This window comes from Mesorhizobium sp. P3_A10 (assembly GCF_056403175.1).
Genome location: NZ_JBFUFZ010000002.1, coordinates 868,619 through 884,851, shown reverse-complemented (window position 1 = coordinate 884,851; position 16,233 = coordinate 868,619). Strand labels below are relative to the sequence as shown.

Below are 16,233 nucleotides of genomic sequence, written 5' to 3'. Positions count from 1 at the left end.
CCTCTGCAAGCGCCTCAAATCAGACTTTGATCCCCAGACGCTCGAGGTCCGCCTCGAGCGTTTTGGCGTCGGTGAACAGCACCGCCTGCCAGCCGGCCGCCTTGGCGCCGTCGACGTTTTTCTGGCTGTCGTCGATGAACAAAGTGGCTCCGGGTTCGAGGCCGAACGCGGCGACGTGATGATCGTAGATGGCGCGGTCCGGCTTGATCTGGCCGATGTCGCCTGACACCGTCACCCCGCGCGGGCGGTCGAGAAAGTCGAAGCGTTCGCGGGCCTCGGCCAGCGTATCAGCGGCAAAGTTGGTCAGCATGGTCACGTCGTGGCCGGTCTCGATCAGGCCGACCATGATGGCGACGCTGTCGTCATAGGCATGCGGCACCATTTCGTGCCAGTGGCGGCGGAAATTGCGAATGTTTTCAGCGTGATCGGGGTGCTCGGCGATCAATAGCGCCTCAGCCTCTTCCCACTTGCGACCACGGTCCTGTTCGATGTTCCAGTCATGCGTGCAGACATTGTCGAAGAACCACTTGCGCTCGTCGGCATCGGGAATGAGGCGGCTGAACGGAATGTTTGGATCGTAGTGGATCAGCACGCGGCCAATGTCGAAAACGATGTGGCGGACTTCAGTCATGCAGGCCTCTTTGCACTGTGTGGCGACGGCTTTTTCGTCGCGCCGGGTATGGCTGCTTCAATTGCCTTTTTCATGACAGTCGGCAGCGCTTCCCCGGAAATTTCATGGGCCAGCGACCAGAAATGCCCCACTGGCGCGGCGCCGTTCACCTCGGCACGAAAAACCTCGAGCTCAAGCGCGAAATGGGTGAAGACATGCGCAATCTGGCCGGCACGCCGCCATTTGGCGGGGAAGGGCGCGGCTGCGTCGGTGGTGGCGCCGTCGATCCGCGCGGTCCAGCCGGTCGTCGGCACCTCGGTCATGCCGCCAAGCAGGCCCTTTTCCTGGCGCTTGCGCAACAGGATGGCGCCGTCGGCTCTCACCGCGACGAAGGCGGCGCCGCGCCGCAATGGTTTCTCGGCTTTGGGCAAGCGCACCGGGAAGTGTTCGGGATCGCCCGAGACAGTCGCGCTGCAATCCTCGCGCAACGGGCAAAGCATGCAGCGCGGCCGCCGCGGCGTGCAGATCGTCGCGCCCAGATCCATCATCGCCTGGGCAAAATCGCCCGGCCTTCCCTTGGGAACCATGCGTTCGACATAAGCGCGTATTTCGGCCTTGGCCTCGCTCAGCGGCGTGGCGATCGAAAACAGCCTGGTGATGACGCGCTCGACATTGCCGTCGACGACCGCGGCAGGATGGTCGAAGGCGATCGCGGCGATCGCCGCCGCCGTGTAGGCGCCGATGCCCGGCAGTTCCCGCAGCCCAGCTTCCGTTTCGGGAAATCGGCCGCCGCGAAGTGCCACGAGATCGGCGCAGGCCTTGAGATTGCGCGCCCTGGAATAGTAGCCGAGCCCCGCCCATGCCTTCATGACGTCTTCGGTCTCAGCCTCCGCAAGGGCGTTTACATCGGGCCATTTTTCGACAAAGGCGCGGAAATAGGCCTTTACCGCTTCGACCGTGGTCTGCTGCAGCATGACTTCGGACAGCCAGATGCGGTAGGGGTCGGGCCGCGCCCCGCCTGCATGGTCGCGGGGCGTGATACGCCACGGCAATTCGCGGTGATGCAAATCGTACCAGGCGAGGAGCCGGGACGCGATGCCGCCATCATCCGGTGTTGCAGCCTTGCGGGTCTGGTCGTGCAGTGCCATTGATCGAGAACGGACCCTAAGCTTGGTGAGGGGCGTGGCTGGAGAACGCACATGGCAGGGAAAAGGCCCTACGGCAATCCCGTTCCGGTGAGCGATCTGGCCACCGCGATCCTCGATCCGGTGCTTCGCAAGCGGGCCGGCATTTCGATCGGGCTGGTCCAGTCCTGGGAAGAGATCGCCGGGCCCCGGCTCGCCGGCCATTCGCGCCCTGAAAAGATCCAGTGGCCGCGCCGCATGCATGAGGATGATCCGTTCGAGCCGGCGGTGCTGGTCATCGCTTGCGAGGGCATGGCGGCACTGCATCTGCAGCACGAGACCGGCGAGATCATCAACCGGGTCAATGCTTTCCTCGGCTTCAACGCCGTTGGCCGTATCAGGATTGTGCAGAAGCCGGTGACGAAGGACAGGGGCCGACCCAAACCAAGCTTCCGGCCGCTGAGTGCGGCCGAGAAAACAAAGCTGTCTGATACCGTCGGGCTGATCGAGGACGACGGTTTGCGCGCCTCGCTGGAGCGGCTCGGCGCCACCATTCTTGGCGAAAAGAAGTGACAATCTCGCGCATTCGTGATCATGCGCATCAAGTTTGGCGATTGGAATGGGGACGGCGATGCCTTAATTCGCGCCAACTCTCGCCTTTTCTAGCCTTTGCATTGCAAAATCCAACCATAGTCAGGTGATTCGCATGAACCGTCCCCCGTTTGACAAAAGCTTGTCTCGCAGAACAATCCTGTCGTCGCTGGCCGCCGTCCCGGTGGTGGCTCTGCTCGCTGCCTGCAGCGATTCCGGCGAGGAAGCCAAGGCGGCGGATGTAAAGCCCGCGGCGCCGGCAACACCTGCGGCCCCTGCAAATCCGGCCACGCCGGCCGCCGTCAAGGCGCCGGAATCCACGGGCGCGGTGGATATGGCGACATTGCTGAAGCCGGGTGCGCTGCCCGACAAGCAGTTGGGCAAGGACGACGCCAAGATCACCATCGTCGAATATGCGTCGATGACTTGCCCGCATTGCGCGCATTTTGCCGCGACCACCTTCCCTGAGTTGAAGACGAAATACATCGACACCGGCAAGGCTCGCTACATCCTGCGCGAATTCCCGTTCGATCCGAGCGCCGAGGCCGGTTTCATGCTGGCGCGCTGCGCCAAGGACAACTATTTCCCGATGGTGGACGTGCTGTTCAAGCAGCAGCCGAACTGGGTGGGCGTCAACAACACCAAGGACGCGCTGCTGCAGATCTCGAAGCTTGCCGGTTTTACACAGGAGTCCTTCGAGGCCTGCTTGACGGACCAGAAACTTCTGGACGATGTGAGATCGGTCCAGAAACGCGGCGCCGATGAATTCAAGGTCGACTCGACGCCGACCTTCTTCATCAATGGAAAGACCTACAAAGGGGCGATGTCGATTGAGGAAATGTCGGCCATCCTCGACCCTCTGCTCTGACGTCCCGGCAGCGCCGAGGCGCCTGCGCTTCGGCGTGCCTGTTCCTATGGGGCGGCGCGAATGAAGTTTTCGCGCCTTCGCCTCCTCGGTTTCAAGTCCTTCGTCGAACCCGGCGAGTTCGTCATCGAGCGCGGGCTGACGGGCATTGTCGGCCCCAATGGCTGTGGCAAGTCGAACCTGGTCGAGGCGCTGCGCTGGGTGATGGGCGAAAGCTCCTACAAGAACATGCGCGCGTCCGGCATGGACGACGTCATCTTTTCCGGCTCGGGAACCCGCCCGGCCCGCAACACCGCCGAAGTCACGCTGTTCCTCGACAACAGCGACCGCACGGCGCCTGCCGCCTTCAACGATGCCGATGAATTGCAGGTATCGCGCCGCATCGAGCGCGAGGCCGGCTCGCTCTACCGCATCAACGGCAAAGAGGCCCGCGCCAAGGATGTGCAGCTGCTGTTCGCCGATCAGTCAACCGGCGCCCGTTCGCCATCCATGGTCGGTCAGGGCCGCATCGGCGAACTGATCCAGGCCAAGCCGCAGGCGCGCCGCGCGCTGCTCGAAGAAGCCGCCGGCATTTCCGGCCTGCACACACGCCGCCATGAAGCCGAGCTACGGCTCAAGGCGGCAGAACAGAATCTCGAACGGCTGGACGACGTTGTCGGCGAGCTGGAAAGCCAGATCGAAAGCCTGAAGCGCCAGGCGCGCCAGGCCTCACGCTTCAAGAACCTGTCGGCCGACATCCGCAAGGCGGAAGCCACACTGCTGCATCTGCGCTGGACGCTGGCCAAGACGCAGGAAGGCGAGGCACGCTCGGCGCTGGCCGTCGCCACCGCTTTGGTCGGCGACCGCGCCGCATCGCAGATGAATGCCGCCAAGGAGCAAGGCATCGGCGCGCACCGGCTGCCGGATTTGCGCGACGCCGAAGCCGCCGCCGCTGCCGCCTTCCAGCGGCTGTCGATCGCCAAGGCGCAGATCGAGGAGGAAGCCGGCCGCATCCGCGCCCGCCAGGCCGAACTCGACCGCCGACTGCAGCAGCTCGACGGCGACATCGCCCGCGAGGAACGCATGGTCCGCGACAATGCGGATATTCTCGAGCGCCTGCGCACGGAAGAAGCCACGCTCAATTCCGAAAATGCCGGCGCCGCCGAGCGCGAGGCCACCACGCGCGCGGCCTTCGAGCAGGCCGGTGCCACACTCGCCCAGAGTGAAGCAAAACTCGCCGCGCTGACCGCCGAACGGGCGGAGGCCGCCGCCTCGCGCAACCAGATCGAACGCACGCTGCGCGACACCGCCGAGCGTCGCGACCGCTTTGCCCGCCAACTGGCCGATGTCGACCGCGAATTGTCCGAGATCGTCTCCAAGGTTGCCGGCCTGCCCGACCCCGCCGAGAAGCGTGCTTTGGTCGAGGATGCGCTCGCCCGACTGGAGGAAAGCGAAGCCGGCGCGATATCGGCCGAACAGGCGGTCATTGAGGCGCGCGCGGCGGAAAGCGCCGCCCGTCCGCCGCTGCAGGACGCCCGGTCAGAACTCGCCGGGATCGAGACTGAAGCCCGCACGCTGACCAAGATCTTGAATGCCGCCAGCGGCGATCTTTTCCCATCAGTGCTGGAACAGCTCAGCGTCGAGCGCGGCTATGAAACAGCCCTTGGTGCGGCGCTCGGCGAAGACCTTGACGTGCCGCTCGACCGCAGCGCGCCGGTGCATTGGGGCGAAAGCCAGGTTCAGCCGGGCGATGCGGCTTTGCCTGCAGGCATCAAGAGCCTTGCTAGCGTGGTCAGCGCGCCTTCGCAGCTTGCCCGCAGGCTGGCGCAGATCGGCATTGTCGACGCCGCCGATGGCCGCCGCTTGCAGGCGCTGCTGGCACCCGGCCAGCGGCTGGTTAGCCGCGACGGTGCGCTGTGGCGCTGGGACGGGTTGACGGCAAGCGCTGACGCACCGACGGCGGCAGCGCAGCGGCTGGCGCAGAAAAACCGATTGGCAGAGCTCGATGCCGAGGCGGTGCAGGCAACACAGATCGTGCGCGAGGCGGAAGCCGCCCTTGCTCAGGCCGAACAGGCGCTGCGCCAGGCGAGCGAAGCCGAACGTAATGCCCGCCAGGCCGGCCGCGATGCCCAGCATGGCCTGGACGACGCCCGCAACGCGCTGGCCGAGGCCGAAAAGGCTGGCGGTGAGCTGGCAAGCCGGCGCGCCGCTTTGGACGAAGCGCGTGCGCGCGTCGTCGACAGCCATGAAGAGACGGCTGCCGCCTTTGCCGAAGCCGAAATGCTGCTGCAGGACGCGCCCGATCTCGGCGACCTGCAATTGCAGCTCGAACAGTCCGCAGCCAATGTCGGCAGGGACCGCGCCACCTTGGCCGACGCCCGCGCCGTCCATGAGGGGCTCAGGCGCGAAGCCGAGGCGCGCGTGCGCCGCCTCGATGCCATCGACGCCGAGCGCCGCAACTGGCTGGAGCGCGCCGAAAACGCTTCCACCCAGATCGCCTCGCTTGGCGAACGCAAGGCCGAGGCAGAAGCCGAGCGCGAAAGGCTGGCTGACGCCCCCGACGAGATCGATGCCAGGCGGCGTGCGCTGCTGTCGCAGCTTGCCGAGGCCGAGAGCCTGCGCCAGGCGGCCGCCGACCGCTTGCAGGAAGCGGAAAACCGCCAGTCCGAACTGGACAAGGCCGCCACCGGCGCCATCCAGTCGCTGGCCGAAGCCCGCGAAACCCGTGTGCGCGCCGAAGAGCGGCTGACCGCCGCCGACGAGCGCCGGCTGGAGGTTGAGGCGCGCATCCAGGAAACACTGAACACGCCGCCGCATCTGGTCATTCGCCACACCGGGCTGGAAGTCGACAGCCCGATGCCTGAGATGGCCGAGATCGAGCGCCAACTCGACCGGCTGAAGATCGAGCGCGAGCGGCTGGGCGCCGTCAATCTGCGCGCCGAGGAAGAGCAGAAGGAACTGTCCGACCGGCTGGAGACCATCGTTTCCGAGCGCGAGGACATCATCGAGGCCATTCGCAAGCTCCGGCAGGCGATCCAGAGCCTGAACCGCGAAGGCCGCGAGCGCTTGCTCGCCGCCTTCGACGTCGTCAACGGCCATTTCCAGCGGCTGTTCTCGCATCTGTTCGGCGGCGGCACCGCGGAACTGCAGCTGATCGAATCCGACGATCCGCTCGAAGCCGGGCTCGAAATCCTCGCCCGGCCGCCCGGCAAGAAGCCGCAGACGATGACGCTGCTGTCCGGTGGCGAGCAGGCGCTGACGGCGATGTCGCTGATCTTTGCCGTGTTCCTGACCAATCCGGCGCCGATCTGCGTGCTCGACGAAGTCGACGCCCCGCTCGACGATCACAATGTCGAGCGCTTCTGCAATCTGATGGACGAAATGGCCGCCACCACCGAGACGCGCTTCGTCATCATCACCCACAATCCCATCACCATGGCGCGCATGAACCGGCTGTTCGGCGTGACCATGGCCGAGCAAGGCGTCAGCCAGCTGGTGTCGGTCGACCTGCAGGCGGCAGAGGCGATGCGCGAGGCGAGCTGACGCAGCAGCGTGGCCAGTGGCCTCAATTTCGGCTTTCGACTATAGCACCAACTGAAAATCGTCGGCTCCGAAGGGCCGGCCTGACCGTGCCTATGGAGAACCCTGTTGCCTGTACTCGTCACCGGAGCCGCGGGGTTCATCGGAAGCCATGTCTGCCATCACCTCCTCGACAGGGGAGAAGCGGTCATCGGCGTCGACAACATGAACGACTACTACGATCTGGCGCTGAAGCAGGGGCGGCTCGCCCGCCTTAAGCCCAAAAAGGGCTTTTCATTTCATCAGCTCGACATCGCCGAACAGGGCGCGCTGAGCGCGGCTCTCGCCGGGCAAGGCATCACCAAAGTCGTCCACCTGGCAGCGCAGGCGGGGGTGCGCCATTCGCTCGAAAATCCCAGGCTCTATGTCCGATCCAACGTCGTCGGCCATCTCGAAGTGCTCGAATACTGTCGCGCCGCACCCGCCTTCGAACATCTGGTCTATGCCTCGTCGAGCTCGGTCTATGGCGGCAACACCAAGGTGCCGTTCTCGGAGACAGATCAGGTCGATCACCCTGTTTCGCTCTACGCCGCGACCAAGAAGGCCGATGAACTGATGAGCCATACCTACGCTCATCTGTTCGGCGTGCCGCAGACCGGCCTGCGGTTTTTCACCGTCTACGGCCCCTGGGGCCGGCCCGACATGGCCTATTGGATGTTCACCAAGGCGATGCTCGAGGGCAAGCCGATCCGGGTGTTCAACAACGGCGAGATGTGGCGCGATTTCACCTATGTCGACGATGTGGTGCGGGCGGTGGTTGCCGTGCTCGACAAGCCGCCCGCGGCTGAGGTTCCGCCAAGCCGGCTCTACAATGTCGGCAACAACAGCCCGGTGCGGCTCGCCGACTTCATCGACACGTTGGAAAAGCTGCTCGGCGTAAAGGCGATCCGCCAATATGAGCCGATGCAGGACAGCGATGTCGAGCGAACCTTTGCCGACATGACCGCGCTGGAGCGCGATTTCGGCTTCAGGCCGAGCGTCTCGATCGAAGACGGGCTAAAGAAGTTTGTCGACTGGTACCGCTGGGAATGGATGCCATCAGCACGTTAGTGGCAAACTGCCCGCTCCCACTAGTGATCCGCACGCGGGACGACGTAGGTCATAGCGACATCGCTTCTCACGCCGCGTGATACAATTACCGTCGTATAGCCAGCCGGCAATGACCCTGTCGCCGACGGATCAACCTTTCTGCACCGGCCGACGACACCCCCGTCGGCAGATGTTGCAAGACGATTCATCAGCGACGATCGGCACTCTTCAACCGAAGAGTAGATGGTGGGCGCAGTCTTGATCGGCTGGCATACCGAAGCAGGTCCGGGGCTGCACGAAAGCAAGATCATCACTGCTGCAACTGCGGCATCCATGTCTGAACGTCTCCATCTGCGTCAACGCGCAACGTTGGAGTTGAATACTATGGGACGCGTGGCGCCCCAACCCACACTTGCCGATTCCCACAGAGGCCGTGTTTATCGCAGGCCAAGGAAGCTCAGTATGGCAACCACGATGACGACCGCTCCGACGAGCCAAACTATGCTGTTCATGATATCTCTCCCAAAAATCTGTTGCTGGGAATGAACCGTTAGAGCCGACTAATGTTCCCAAATTTTCTGCTGTCGAAAGAATGGCTCGCCCACGCCTTTCGTCGGCCGGCGGACTAAGGTCCGAACAGGGTACGACTGAAGTCCTGGCATCGCAGCCATTGGTCTGAAGGCCGGCAACCTATGCCCTCCCAATACATTGGAGCCGGACTGCCGAGAATGAGTCCCTTCATCGGCGGTCAATCGGGTGTCCGCCATTCTGCAGAGACCGGCGGGCACCCGATTTTATTGGCACCGCCAGACGGCGGGGCGTTTTCGACAGCGAGGCTAATAGTGACCTTTGTCCAGAGATCAGTGCATGACGGCGCAGCGCGACCCGCAAACGACAATGATGGTCGAACTCCGGAAGTTTCTTCAGTCATTGACCTCATATCGTCGGCTGACGATGACAAGGTCGCTGACATTGTCAGGCGAACGGAGCGCCAGGCAATCGCAGTGGTTATCGGAATGGCGATTTTCCTGATCCTGGCGCCGGTGGTCTACCTCGCACTCACCTACGGGATCTGAGTGATTGGTCGTCCTCTCGGAAATCCTGAGAGGACGTACCGACGGTCTTCCGCGCAAGGCAGATGCTTCACTTTGAAGGGCGTGTCTTCACCGGAAGTTGCCAGCAAGACACAGACCTCGTGTCGTAATTTCCTCTTTCGACACATGCCTCGTTGCGCGGGAGAGGCCGTCACTGATCGCGCCGCGTGAACTGACGACGCCAGTCGGAACCAAAGGCATGGGACGCGGTTATCCCGCGAAGGGATAATTAGCAGATGGAGATATTGCAATGAAAACAATGATCGTGAGCGCTTTGGCGCTGTTTATGGCGATGCCGGCGATAGCTTCGGCAGCCGAAGCTGACATAATCATCACAACCCACCATCGGCACCATCACAACAACGTCAAGATCATCAATGACCAAGGTCAACGCCTTCATCACCGTAAACACGGCACGGTTGCCTTCTACGACCACGGCCGCCGCCATCATCGCCCGGATACCGTTATCGTGACCGGCTCGATCGAACGTCGCCATCATCGGCATCATCCCATCGTCATCCAGGACGACAGCGACTACTGATCCTCTTCGCACGACCCGGCTCTGCGGATGGAGTCGGGTCGCGCGCTGCTAAAAAAGAGTCAGATAGCCCTGACGCAGCCATTCATGGCGTCAGTAAATCATGGATTTCAAAAGGCATACGGGATTGGCTGGGGCGCCAGGATTCGAACCTGGGAATGTCGGTACCAAAAACCGATGCCTTACCACTTGGCGACGCCCCAATAGCCATAAGAGTCGCTTGCGCGGCGCGTTATTAGCAGAGCAGCCAAAAAGCACAATGGCAATGAACCGCGGTTTTTGGCCGCCTGATTTCGTGGTCGGCTCGGTCCGGCCAAGGGGCGTGCTACTCGCCCCAGACTGCCATTTCATTGCCGGCCGGGTCGACGAAATGGAACCGCCTGCCGCCGGGAAATGAAAAGATCGGCTTGACGATGGTGCCGCCCGCGCTTTCGACGGCGCTCACCGTTTCCTCCAGATCCTGGGAATAGAGCACCGGCAGCGGCTTGGCGGGGGCTTCTGCGGCATCGGCCTGAAAGCCGCCGTCCAGACCTTCGGCAAAGGCCGAATAGGTTGGCCCGTAATCGGTGAATGACCAGGAGAAGGCGGCGCTGTAGAAAGCTTTCAGCCTGTCCAGCGTGCCGCCGGTAGCCGGCAATTCGAGATAATCGAGCTTTCCGGTCAGTTTCATAACGTCACTCCACAAAATGTTCTTGGTATGTTCTATTCCGTTGCCTGCGATGTCGCAAGTCTTTTTGACGCAGCTTTTGCTTAATCGATTGTAGAAGGCAGCCGGCTTTGTCGACGCCTTGCCTTTCGCAGTGCAGCATCATATCGCTCGGTCTGGAAACGGGCGGACCTCGCCAATCTTTAGAATCTCCTGCAACCGGAGAGCAGGCATGACCAAGTGGGTTTACACCTTTGGCGATGGGGCGGCGGAAGGTCGCGCCGGCGACAAGAATCTGCTGGGCGGCAAAGGCGCCAACCTGGCTGAAATGTGTAGCCTGGGCCTGCCGGTGCCGCCTGGTTTCACCATCACCTCAGAGGTCTGCAACGCCTACTATGCCAATGCCCGCACCTATCCCGGCTCGTTGGAAGCGGACGTGGCGGTCGCTCTCGACCATATCGGCCGGCTGACCGGGCGCCGCTTCGGCGATCCGTCGAAACTGCTGCTGGTCTCGGTGCGTTCCGGCGCCCGCGCCTCGATGCCGGGCATGATGGACACCGTGCTCAATCTCGGCCTCAACGACGAGACCGTCGAAGCGCTGGCCGCCGATTCCGGCGATGCCCGCTTTGCCTATGACAGCTATCGCCGCTTCATCCAGATGTATTCCGATGTCGTCATGGGTCTCGACCACGAAGTGTTCGAGGAGATACTCGAGGACCAGAAGGGCGGGCTCGGCCATGAGCTCGACACCGAACTGACGGCCATCGAATGGCAGGGCGTCATCGCGCTCTACAAGGCCAAGGTCGAGGAAGAGCTCGGCAAGCCGTTTCCGCAGGATCCGCACGAGCAACTGTGGGGCGCCATTGGCGCTGTGTTTTCGAGTTGGATGAACAACCGCGCCATCACCTATCGGCGCTTGCATGACATTCCAGAGAGCTGGGGCACGGCGGTCAATGTCCAGGCCATGGTGTTCGGCAATATGGGCGAGACCTCGGCCACCGGCGTCGCCTTCACCCGCAATCCGTCGACCGGCGAAAAGATGCTCTATGGCGAGTTCCTGGTGAACGCGCAGGGCGAGGATGTCGTTGCCGGCATCCGCACGCCGCAAAACATCACCGAAGCCGCGCGCATTGCCGCCGGCTCCGACAAGCCGTCGCTGCAGAAATTGATGCCGGAAGCGTTCCAGTCCTTCGTCGCCATCTCCGACCGGCTGGAGCAGCACTACCGCGACATGCAGGATCTCGAATTCACCATCGAGCGCGGCAAACTGTGGATGCTGCAGACCCGCTCCGGCAAGCGCACCGCCAAGGCGGCGCTCAAGATCGCCGTCGAAATGGCGCGCGATGGACTGATCACCAAGGAGGAGGCGGTCGCCCGCATCGATCCCGCCTCGCTCGACCAGCTGCTGCACCCGACCATCGACCCCAAGGCCGCGCGCGATGTCATCGGCATCGGCCTGCCGGCCTCTCCGGGTGCCGCCACGGGTGAGATCGTCTTTTCCTCCGGCGATGCTGAGGAGCTGAAGACGCAAGGCCGCAAGGCGATCCTGGTGCGCATCGAAACCAGCCCCGAAGACATCCACGGCATGCATGCGTCGGAGGGCATCCTGACGACGCGCGGCGGCATGACCAGCCACGCCGCTGTGGTGGCGCGTGGCATGGGCAAGCCTTGCGTGTCGGGCGCCGGCTCGCTGCGTGTCGACTATAAGGCCGGCACGCTGATGGCGATGGGCTCGACCTTCCGCAAGGGCGACATCATCACCATCGACGGCAGCAATGGCCAGGTGCTTAAGGGCGCGGTGTCGATGTTGCAGCCGGAACTTTCCGGCGATTTCGCCGCCATCATGGAATGGGCCGACGCGGTGCGTCGCATGAAGGTGCGTACCAACGCCGAAACGCCGCTTGACGCACGCATGGCGCGTTCTTTCGGCGCCGAAGGCATCGGGCTTTGCCGCACCGAGCACATGTTCTTCGACGGCGAGCGCATCGTTGCCATGCGCGAGATGATCCTGGCCGACACTGAGAAGGAGCGGCGCACCGCGCTTGCCAAGCTGTTGCCGATGCAGCGCTCGGATTTCCTCGAACTGTTCGAGATCATGGCCGGCCTGCCGGTGACGATCCGCCTGCTCGATCCGCCGCTGCACGAATTCCTGCCCAAGACCGAGGAAGAGGTGGCCGAAGTTGCCGCCGCCATGAAGGTGTCGCCGGAGAAGCTCAGGCAGCGCACCGAAGCCTTGCACGAGTTCAACCCGATGCTCGGCCATCGCGGCTGCCGTCTCGCCGTCTCCTTTCCCGAGATCGCCGAGATGCAGGCGCGCGCCATTTTCGAGGCCGCTGTCGAGGCCGGCCACAAGGCCGGCGCGCTGGTGGTTCCCGAAATCATGGTGCCGCTGGTCGGCCTGAAGAAGGAGCTCGACTACGTCAAGGCGCGCATCGATGCCGTCGCCAAGAGCGTCATGGAGGAGACCGGCGTCAAGATCGAGTACCTCACCGGTACGATGATCGAACTGCCGCGCGCGGCGATCCGTGCCCATGTCATCGCAGAGTCGGCCGAATTCTTCTCCTTCGGCACCAACGACCTGACCCAGACCACTTTCGGCATCTCGCGTGACGACGCGGCGTCGTTCCTCGAGACCTATCGGCAGAAGGGCATCATCGAGCAGGATCCATTCGTGTCGCTCGATATCGAGGGCGTCGGCGAGCTGGTGCGCATGGCGGCGCAAAAGGGCCGGGCGACGCGACCCGACATCAAGCTCGGCATTTGCGGCGAACATGGCGGCGATCCGGCTTCGATCCGCTTCTGCGAAGAGGTCGGCCTCGACTACGTCTCCTGCTCGCCCTACCGCGTGCCGATCGCCAGACTAGCCGCCGCGCAAGCGGCGGTGCAGGTTGCAAAGGCTGGCCGGACGTAGCGATCCAGCCGTCCGGATCTCGGCTTACCGATTTGTAATGAAGCTCACGCGAAGTTGCGCGTGAGAGCGCGCAATCTCGACATCGTCTCTGCCCAGTTTTACGGCCCCGAACCCGCCCGGTGCCCAGAACAGATGTTACAGATTTCGCCCAAACCCTTCCGCTCGATCCTGATCCTGCAAACCAAGTTCATCGGCGATATCGTTCTCGCCTCCGCACTCGCCAGGAACCTGCAGCTCGAATACCCCGGCGTCAGGATTGTTTTTCTTTGCGAGGCCCATCTCGCCAAATTCGTCACCGCGCACGGCATCGCCTCTGAGGTTGTGACCTTCCGCCGTGCCAAAATGCGTGGCAGCCCGCTGGAGCGGGGGCGCGAGCTCTACGCAACGATACGCAAGCTGCGCGCATTGCGCTTCGACCTGACGATCGACCTGACCGATTCAAAGACGTCGCGCATCATCGTCGGCTTCATCAATGCCAGGACCCGGATCGGCTACAATCCGCCCGAAAGACCCTTGCGCTGGCTGGAGCGTCAGCCCGCCAATGTGTTTGCCAAGCCGTTCGGCTTCGGCGAACGGCACTTTCTCTACCGTTATCTTTCGCCGCTCGAAACGCTTGGCGTCGATCTGCGCGTGCGCGTGCCGTCGATCAGGCCGCTGCCCCTGGAAACGGCGAGGGCCCTGGCGTTGCTGGACAAATACCATCTCAGGCCAAAGGCCTTCATCGCGGTGCATGCGGGAGCGAGCTTCAAGGGGCGGCGATGGCAGCCGGAACGCTTTGCCGCCGCGACCGACATCATTTCGCGCGAGACCGGGTTGGATTTCGTGCTTGTCGGTGGTCTCGATGAGCGCGAGCTGGCCGAACAGATCGTTGCCGGGACCGCAGCGCCGGTCGTCAATCTCGTCGGCGCCTTGTCGCTCGAAACGCTGCTGGCGGTGCTGAAACAGGCGCGGCTGTTTCTCGGCAACGAGAGCGGCCCGATGCATATGGCAGCCGCCGCGGGAACTCCGGTTGTCGGTCTTTTCGGCCGCACCAACCCGTCAAAGTGGGGTCCGGTGGGCGTGCCCAGCATCACGCTGCAGCCTTCCATGCCTTGCGCCTGCGTGGCGAGCGACCTGTGCCGATCGCGGGACTCGAGCAAGACTTGCTGCGTCTGGCGCCTGGACGTCGAACCTGTCGTCAGTGCGATGCGCGAAATCCTGGCGCGAACACAGATGTCCACTGAACACACGCATTGACGTCACGCGCCGGTCAATTTGTCACGGCGGCTGCCTTGGCCATCATCCCGATTTCCGCCTTGTTGCGGGTCTTGGGATGACCGACTAAGACAGTGCCGATCCGGAAGCCAAACATGCGCCTGTTCCAAAAACATTTTTGCGCCATCGCGCTGTCGATGTGGGCTGCGTCCGCCGCCCATGCCGTACCGCTGGTCGAGCCGACGCTGCACATTAAGCCGGGTGCAAGCGGCGCTGGCCGCGTCGCGCTGACGCTCGATGCGTGCGGCGGCCAGACCGACACGCGCATTCTTTCGGCGCTTGTCGACAACAAGATTCCGGCCACCATTTTCGTCACCGGCATCTGGCTGAAGCGCAACGCCGCCGCCGTCGAGATCATGCGGGCGCATCCCGATCTGTTCGAACTGGAAAACCATGGCGGCCGTCACATCCCGGCCGTCGACACGCCGCAAAAGATCTACGGCATCCGCAGCGCCGGCAGTCCGGACGCGGTGCTGGCCGAAGTCGAATCGGGTGCGGCGGCTCTCGCCAGCACCGGCGAGCCGGCGCCGAAATGGTTTCGTGGCGCGACCGCCGAATACAGCCCTTCCGCCATCGCCATGATCCGCAAGCTTGGCTTCAAGATCGCCGGCTTCTCGATAAACGGCGACGGCGGTTCATTGCTGGGCGCCAGGGAAACCGCGCGGCGCATTGCCGCCGCCAAGGATGGCGACGTCATCATCGCTCACATCAACCAACCGACCCATGCGGCGGGCGAGGGCGTGGTGCAAGGTCTTCTGGCGCTCAAGGACAAGGGCCTGACCTTCGTGCGGCTTGACGACGCCGATGGGGTCGGCAACAACGGGACGACTGATTAGCCGCAACTTCGTCATCCTAGGGCGGAGCAGGAGCGAAGCTCCGTCGCGGAGACCCTAGGATCCATGCCGTGACATCGACCGAGAGCGCCACGGAGCAGGATCTGCACCGTAGCAACGCTTTGATGTCACGGCATGGATCCTCGGGTCTGCGCCGCGTCGCTGCGCTCCTGGCTCCGCCCGTGGATGACGAAGCGATGGGCGCCTGAGCCATCTGCTCAGCCTAGTGTGGCCTCGATCGTCACCTTGCTGGCATAGAACGCGCCGTGATTGCGGATTTCCGTCATCTCGTCGAAAGGCCGCTCATAGGCCCACATCGCATCCTTGCCTGCCTCGGCGGCGGGCAGCACGCTCCAATAGCTGGCATCGCCCTTGTAGGGGCAGTGGGTCGACAGTTCGGTCTTGCCGAGTTGGCTGAAATCGATGTCCTCGAAAGGAATGTAGAAAACCTCGGGGTAGGGGGTCTCTGACAGCAGTTTTGCCTTTGTCGACGAGGCGACAACCGTGTTGCCGGCGCGCACGACAACGGTGCCGCGGTAGGGCTCTACAGTGATGACCTTGCCCGGGTTGCGTTGAAAGCCGGGCGCCGGGTTTGCAATCTGATCCATGACGGGTTCTCCTTGTCCAGCATTAGGTGTGTCGGACAAGGGCGTTGTGCAAGGCACCACCCGTTAAGCCAGGCTTGGGCCTGGTCCTTCGTCAAACCTTGCGGGTGAGCCGTCAGGCGGCAGTCTTGAACACGTCCATGAGGCCGGCATAGGCAGCAGCGATACCGGCGACCGGATTGGTGCTTCTCGCCGCGGTCTCGACCTTCAGCGCACCACCGCCGGTCGGCAGAGTGAGCAGCAGGAACTGGCGGTTGCCGCCATTGCCGATGGATGCCGCAGCAACATGCTGGCCTTCGCCTTCGTTCTGGACGCACATCTTGAACAGCAGCGTACCGCCGACCGCCTCGAGGGCGCCGCCGACAACCTCGACGAATTCATCTTCGGAAACAGTTTTGGGATCCGGCGCTAAATCGGCCAGGCTTTCGGCAAGCGAATCTTCGAGAATCTTGTCGTCGAGCTGCGCGTCCATGCGAACCTCTTTCAGTCGCCAATCGCACCCTGCCCGTTAATGAAGATTAACGCCGACGATGGCCGGAATGTGGCGGTTTCCCCGGTGTTTTCGACGAATGCAC

The 16,233-nt window shown here is 63.1% G+C and carries 14 protein-coding genes and 1 tRNA gene; 9 read left to right on the top strand and 6 right to left on the bottom strand.

The features are described 5' to 3' along the window. Positions 1 to 19: 19 nt before the first annotated feature. Entirely contained in the window at positions 20 to 631 is a 612-nt protein-coding gene (locus tag AC1DXU_RS11095) for an HAD family hydrolase (RefSeq protein ID WP_477368083.1), read from the bottom strand. Further along, positions 628 to 1,758 (bottom strand): A/G-specific adenine glycosylase, encoded by a 1,131-nt coding sequence (gene mutY / locus AC1DXU_RS11090; protein ID WP_477368080.1) that lies wholly within the window; start codon positions 1,756 to 1,758, stop codon positions 628 to 630. Before mutY ends, AC1DXU_RS11095 begins: the two co-directional genes overlap by 4 nt. 51 nt (positions 1,759 to 1,809) lie before the next feature. Here mutY and AC1DXU_RS11085 point away from each other — a divergent pair, with 51 nt between their 5' ends. The 6 genes from AC1DXU_RS11085 (at position 1,810) to AC1DXU_RS11060 (ending at position 9,412) form a co-directional block, all read left to right on the top strand. Next, entirely contained in the window at positions 1,810 to 2,307 is a 498-nt protein-coding gene (locus tag AC1DXU_RS11085; protein WP_477316036.1) for a DUF721 domain-containing protein, read from the top strand. Between the two features lie 133 nt (positions 2,308 to 2,440). Further along, positions 2,441 to 3,193 (top strand): DsbA family protein, encoded by a 753-nt coding sequence (locus AC1DXU_RS11080; RefSeq protein ID WP_477316038.1) that lies wholly within the window; start codon positions 2,441 to 2,443, stop codon positions 3,191 to 3,193. Positions 3,194 to 3,253: 60 nt separating this feature from the next. Next, positions 3,254 to 6,712 carry a chromosome segregation protein SMC gene (smc, locus tag AC1DXU_RS11075; RefSeq protein ID WP_477368077.1) on the top strand — a complete coding sequence of 1,153 codons (3,459 nt, stop codon included), beginning with the start codon at positions 3,254 to 3,256 and terminating at the stop codon, positions 6,710 to 6,712. Positions 6,713 to 6,817: 105 nt separating this feature from the next. Then, positions 6,818 to 7,798, top strand: coding sequence for an NAD-dependent epimerase/dehydratase family protein (locus AC1DXU_RS11070; RefSeq protein ID WP_477368074.1), 981 nt, complete (start codon positions 6,818 to 6,820; stop codon positions 7,796 to 7,798). A gap of 707 nt (positions 7,799 to 8,505) precedes the next feature. Then, entirely contained in the window at positions 8,506 to 8,853 is a 348-nt protein-coding gene (locus tag AC1DXU_RS11065; protein WP_477368071.1) for a hypothetical protein, read from the top strand. 268 nt (positions 8,854 to 9,121) lie between these two features. Then, on the top strand, positions 9,122 to 9,412 hold the full coding sequence (locus tag AC1DXU_RS11060; protein ID WP_477368068.1) for a hypothetical protein: 291 nt from the start codon (positions 9,122 to 9,124) through the stop codon (positions 9,410 to 9,412). Between the two features lie 125 nt (positions 9,413 to 9,537). On the opposite strand, the gene AC1DXU_RS11055 is transcribed toward AC1DXU_RS11060, so the two are convergent. Then, positions 9,538 to 9,612 (bottom strand) — tRNA-Gln (locus AC1DXU_RS11055). A 122-nt stretch (positions 9,613 to 9,734) separates the two neighbouring features. Beyond that, the gene (locus AC1DXU_RS11050) at positions 9,735 to 10,079 is read right to left on the bottom strand and encodes a VOC family protein (RefSeq protein ID WP_477368065.1); all 345 of its coding nucleotides are present in this window, start codon (positions 10,077 to 10,079) and stop codon (positions 9,735 to 9,737) included. A gap of 208 nt (positions 10,080 to 10,287) precedes the next feature. On the opposite strand from AC1DXU_RS11050, the gene ppdK reads away from it, so the two are divergent. The 3 genes from ppdK to AC1DXU_RS11035 all read left to right on the top strand — a co-directional run bounded on the left by ppdK (position 10,288) and on the right by AC1DXU_RS11035 (position 15,056). Further along, entirely contained in the window at positions 10,288 to 12,966 is a 2,679-nt protein-coding gene (gene ppdK, locus AC1DXU_RS11045; RefSeq protein ID WP_477368062.1) for a pyruvate, phosphate dikinase, read from the top strand. 132 nt (positions 12,967 to 13,098) lie between these two features. Beyond that, entirely contained in the window at positions 13,099 to 14,202 is a 1,104-nt protein-coding gene (locus AC1DXU_RS11040) for a glycosyltransferase family 9 protein (protein ID WP_477368060.1), read from the top strand. A gap of 113 nt (positions 14,203 to 14,315) precedes the next feature. Continuing rightward, positions 14,316 to 15,056, top strand: a complete 741-nt coding sequence (locus tag AC1DXU_RS11035) for a polysaccharide deacetylase family protein (RefSeq protein ID WP_477368057.1) — start codon at positions 14,316 to 14,318, stop codon at positions 15,054 to 15,056. 215 nt (positions 15,057 to 15,271) lie between these two features. Here AC1DXU_RS11035 and AC1DXU_RS11030 read toward each other — a convergent pair whose 3' ends face one another. Together AC1DXU_RS11030 and AC1DXU_RS11025 are read right to left on the bottom strand one after the other, a co-directional pair. Beyond that, a complete protein-coding gene (locus AC1DXU_RS11030; RefSeq protein WP_477368054.1) occupies positions 15,272 to 15,661 on the bottom strand; it encodes a DUF427 domain-containing protein in 390 nt (129 codons plus the stop codon). Between the two features lie 112 nt (positions 15,662 to 15,773). Continuing rightward, positions 15,774 to 16,130 carry a hypothetical protein gene (locus AC1DXU_RS11025; protein ID WP_477368052.1) on the bottom strand — a complete coding sequence of 119 codons (357 nt, stop codon included), beginning with the start codon at positions 16,128 to 16,130 and terminating at the stop codon, positions 15,774 to 15,776. Positions 16,131 to 16,233 lie beyond the last annotated feature (103 nt).

Coding starts and splice junctions, on each gene's coding strand:
- AC1DXU_RS11060 (WP_477368068.1), top strand. CDS start 9,122: ATGAAAACAATGATCGTGAGCGCTTTGGCGCTGTTTATGGCGATGCCG.
- AC1DXU_RS11030 (WP_477368054.1), bottom strand. CDS start 15,661: ATGGATCAGATTGCAAACCCGGCGCCCGGCTTTCAACGCAACCCGGGC.
- AC1DXU_RS11085 (WP_477316036.1), top strand. CDS start 1,810: ATGGCAGGGAAAAGGCCCTACGGCAATCCCGTTCCGGTGAGCGATCTG.
- AC1DXU_RS11040 (WP_477368060.1), top strand. CDS start 13,099: ATGTTACAGATTTCGCCCAAACCCTTCCGCTCGATCCTGATCCTGCAA.
- ppdK (WP_477368062.1), top strand. CDS start 10,288: ATGACCAAGTGGGTTTACACCTTTGGCGATGGGGCGGCGGAAGGTCGC.
- AC1DXU_RS11080 (WP_477316038.1), top strand. CDS start 2,441: ATGAACCGTCCCCCGTTTGACAAAAGCTTGTCTCGCAGAACAATCCTG.
- AC1DXU_RS11050 (WP_477368065.1), bottom strand. CDS start 10,079: ATGAAACTGACCGGAAAGCTCGATTATCTCGAATTGCCGGCTACCGGC.
- smc (WP_477368077.1), top strand. CDS start 3,254: ATGAAGTTTTCGCGCCTTCGCCTCCTCGGTTTCAAGTCCTTCGTCGAA.
- AC1DXU_RS11065 (WP_477368071.1), top strand. CDS start 8,506: ATGAGTCCCTTCATCGGCGGTCAATCGGGTGTCCGCCATTCTGCAGAG.
- AC1DXU_RS11035 (WP_477368057.1), top strand. CDS start 14,316: ATGCGCCTGTTCCAAAAACATTTTTGCGCCATCGCGCTGTCGATGTGG.
- mutY (WP_477368080.1), bottom strand. CDS start 1,758: ATGGCACTGCACGACCAGACCCGCAAGGCTGCAACACCGGATGATGGC.
- AC1DXU_RS11095 (WP_477368083.1), bottom strand. CDS start 631: ATGACTGAAGTCCGCCACATCGTTTTCGACATTGGCCGCGTGCTGATC.
- AC1DXU_RS11025 (WP_477368052.1), bottom strand. CDS start 16,130: ATGGACGCGCAGCTCGACGACAAGATTCTCGAAGATTCGCTTGCCGAA.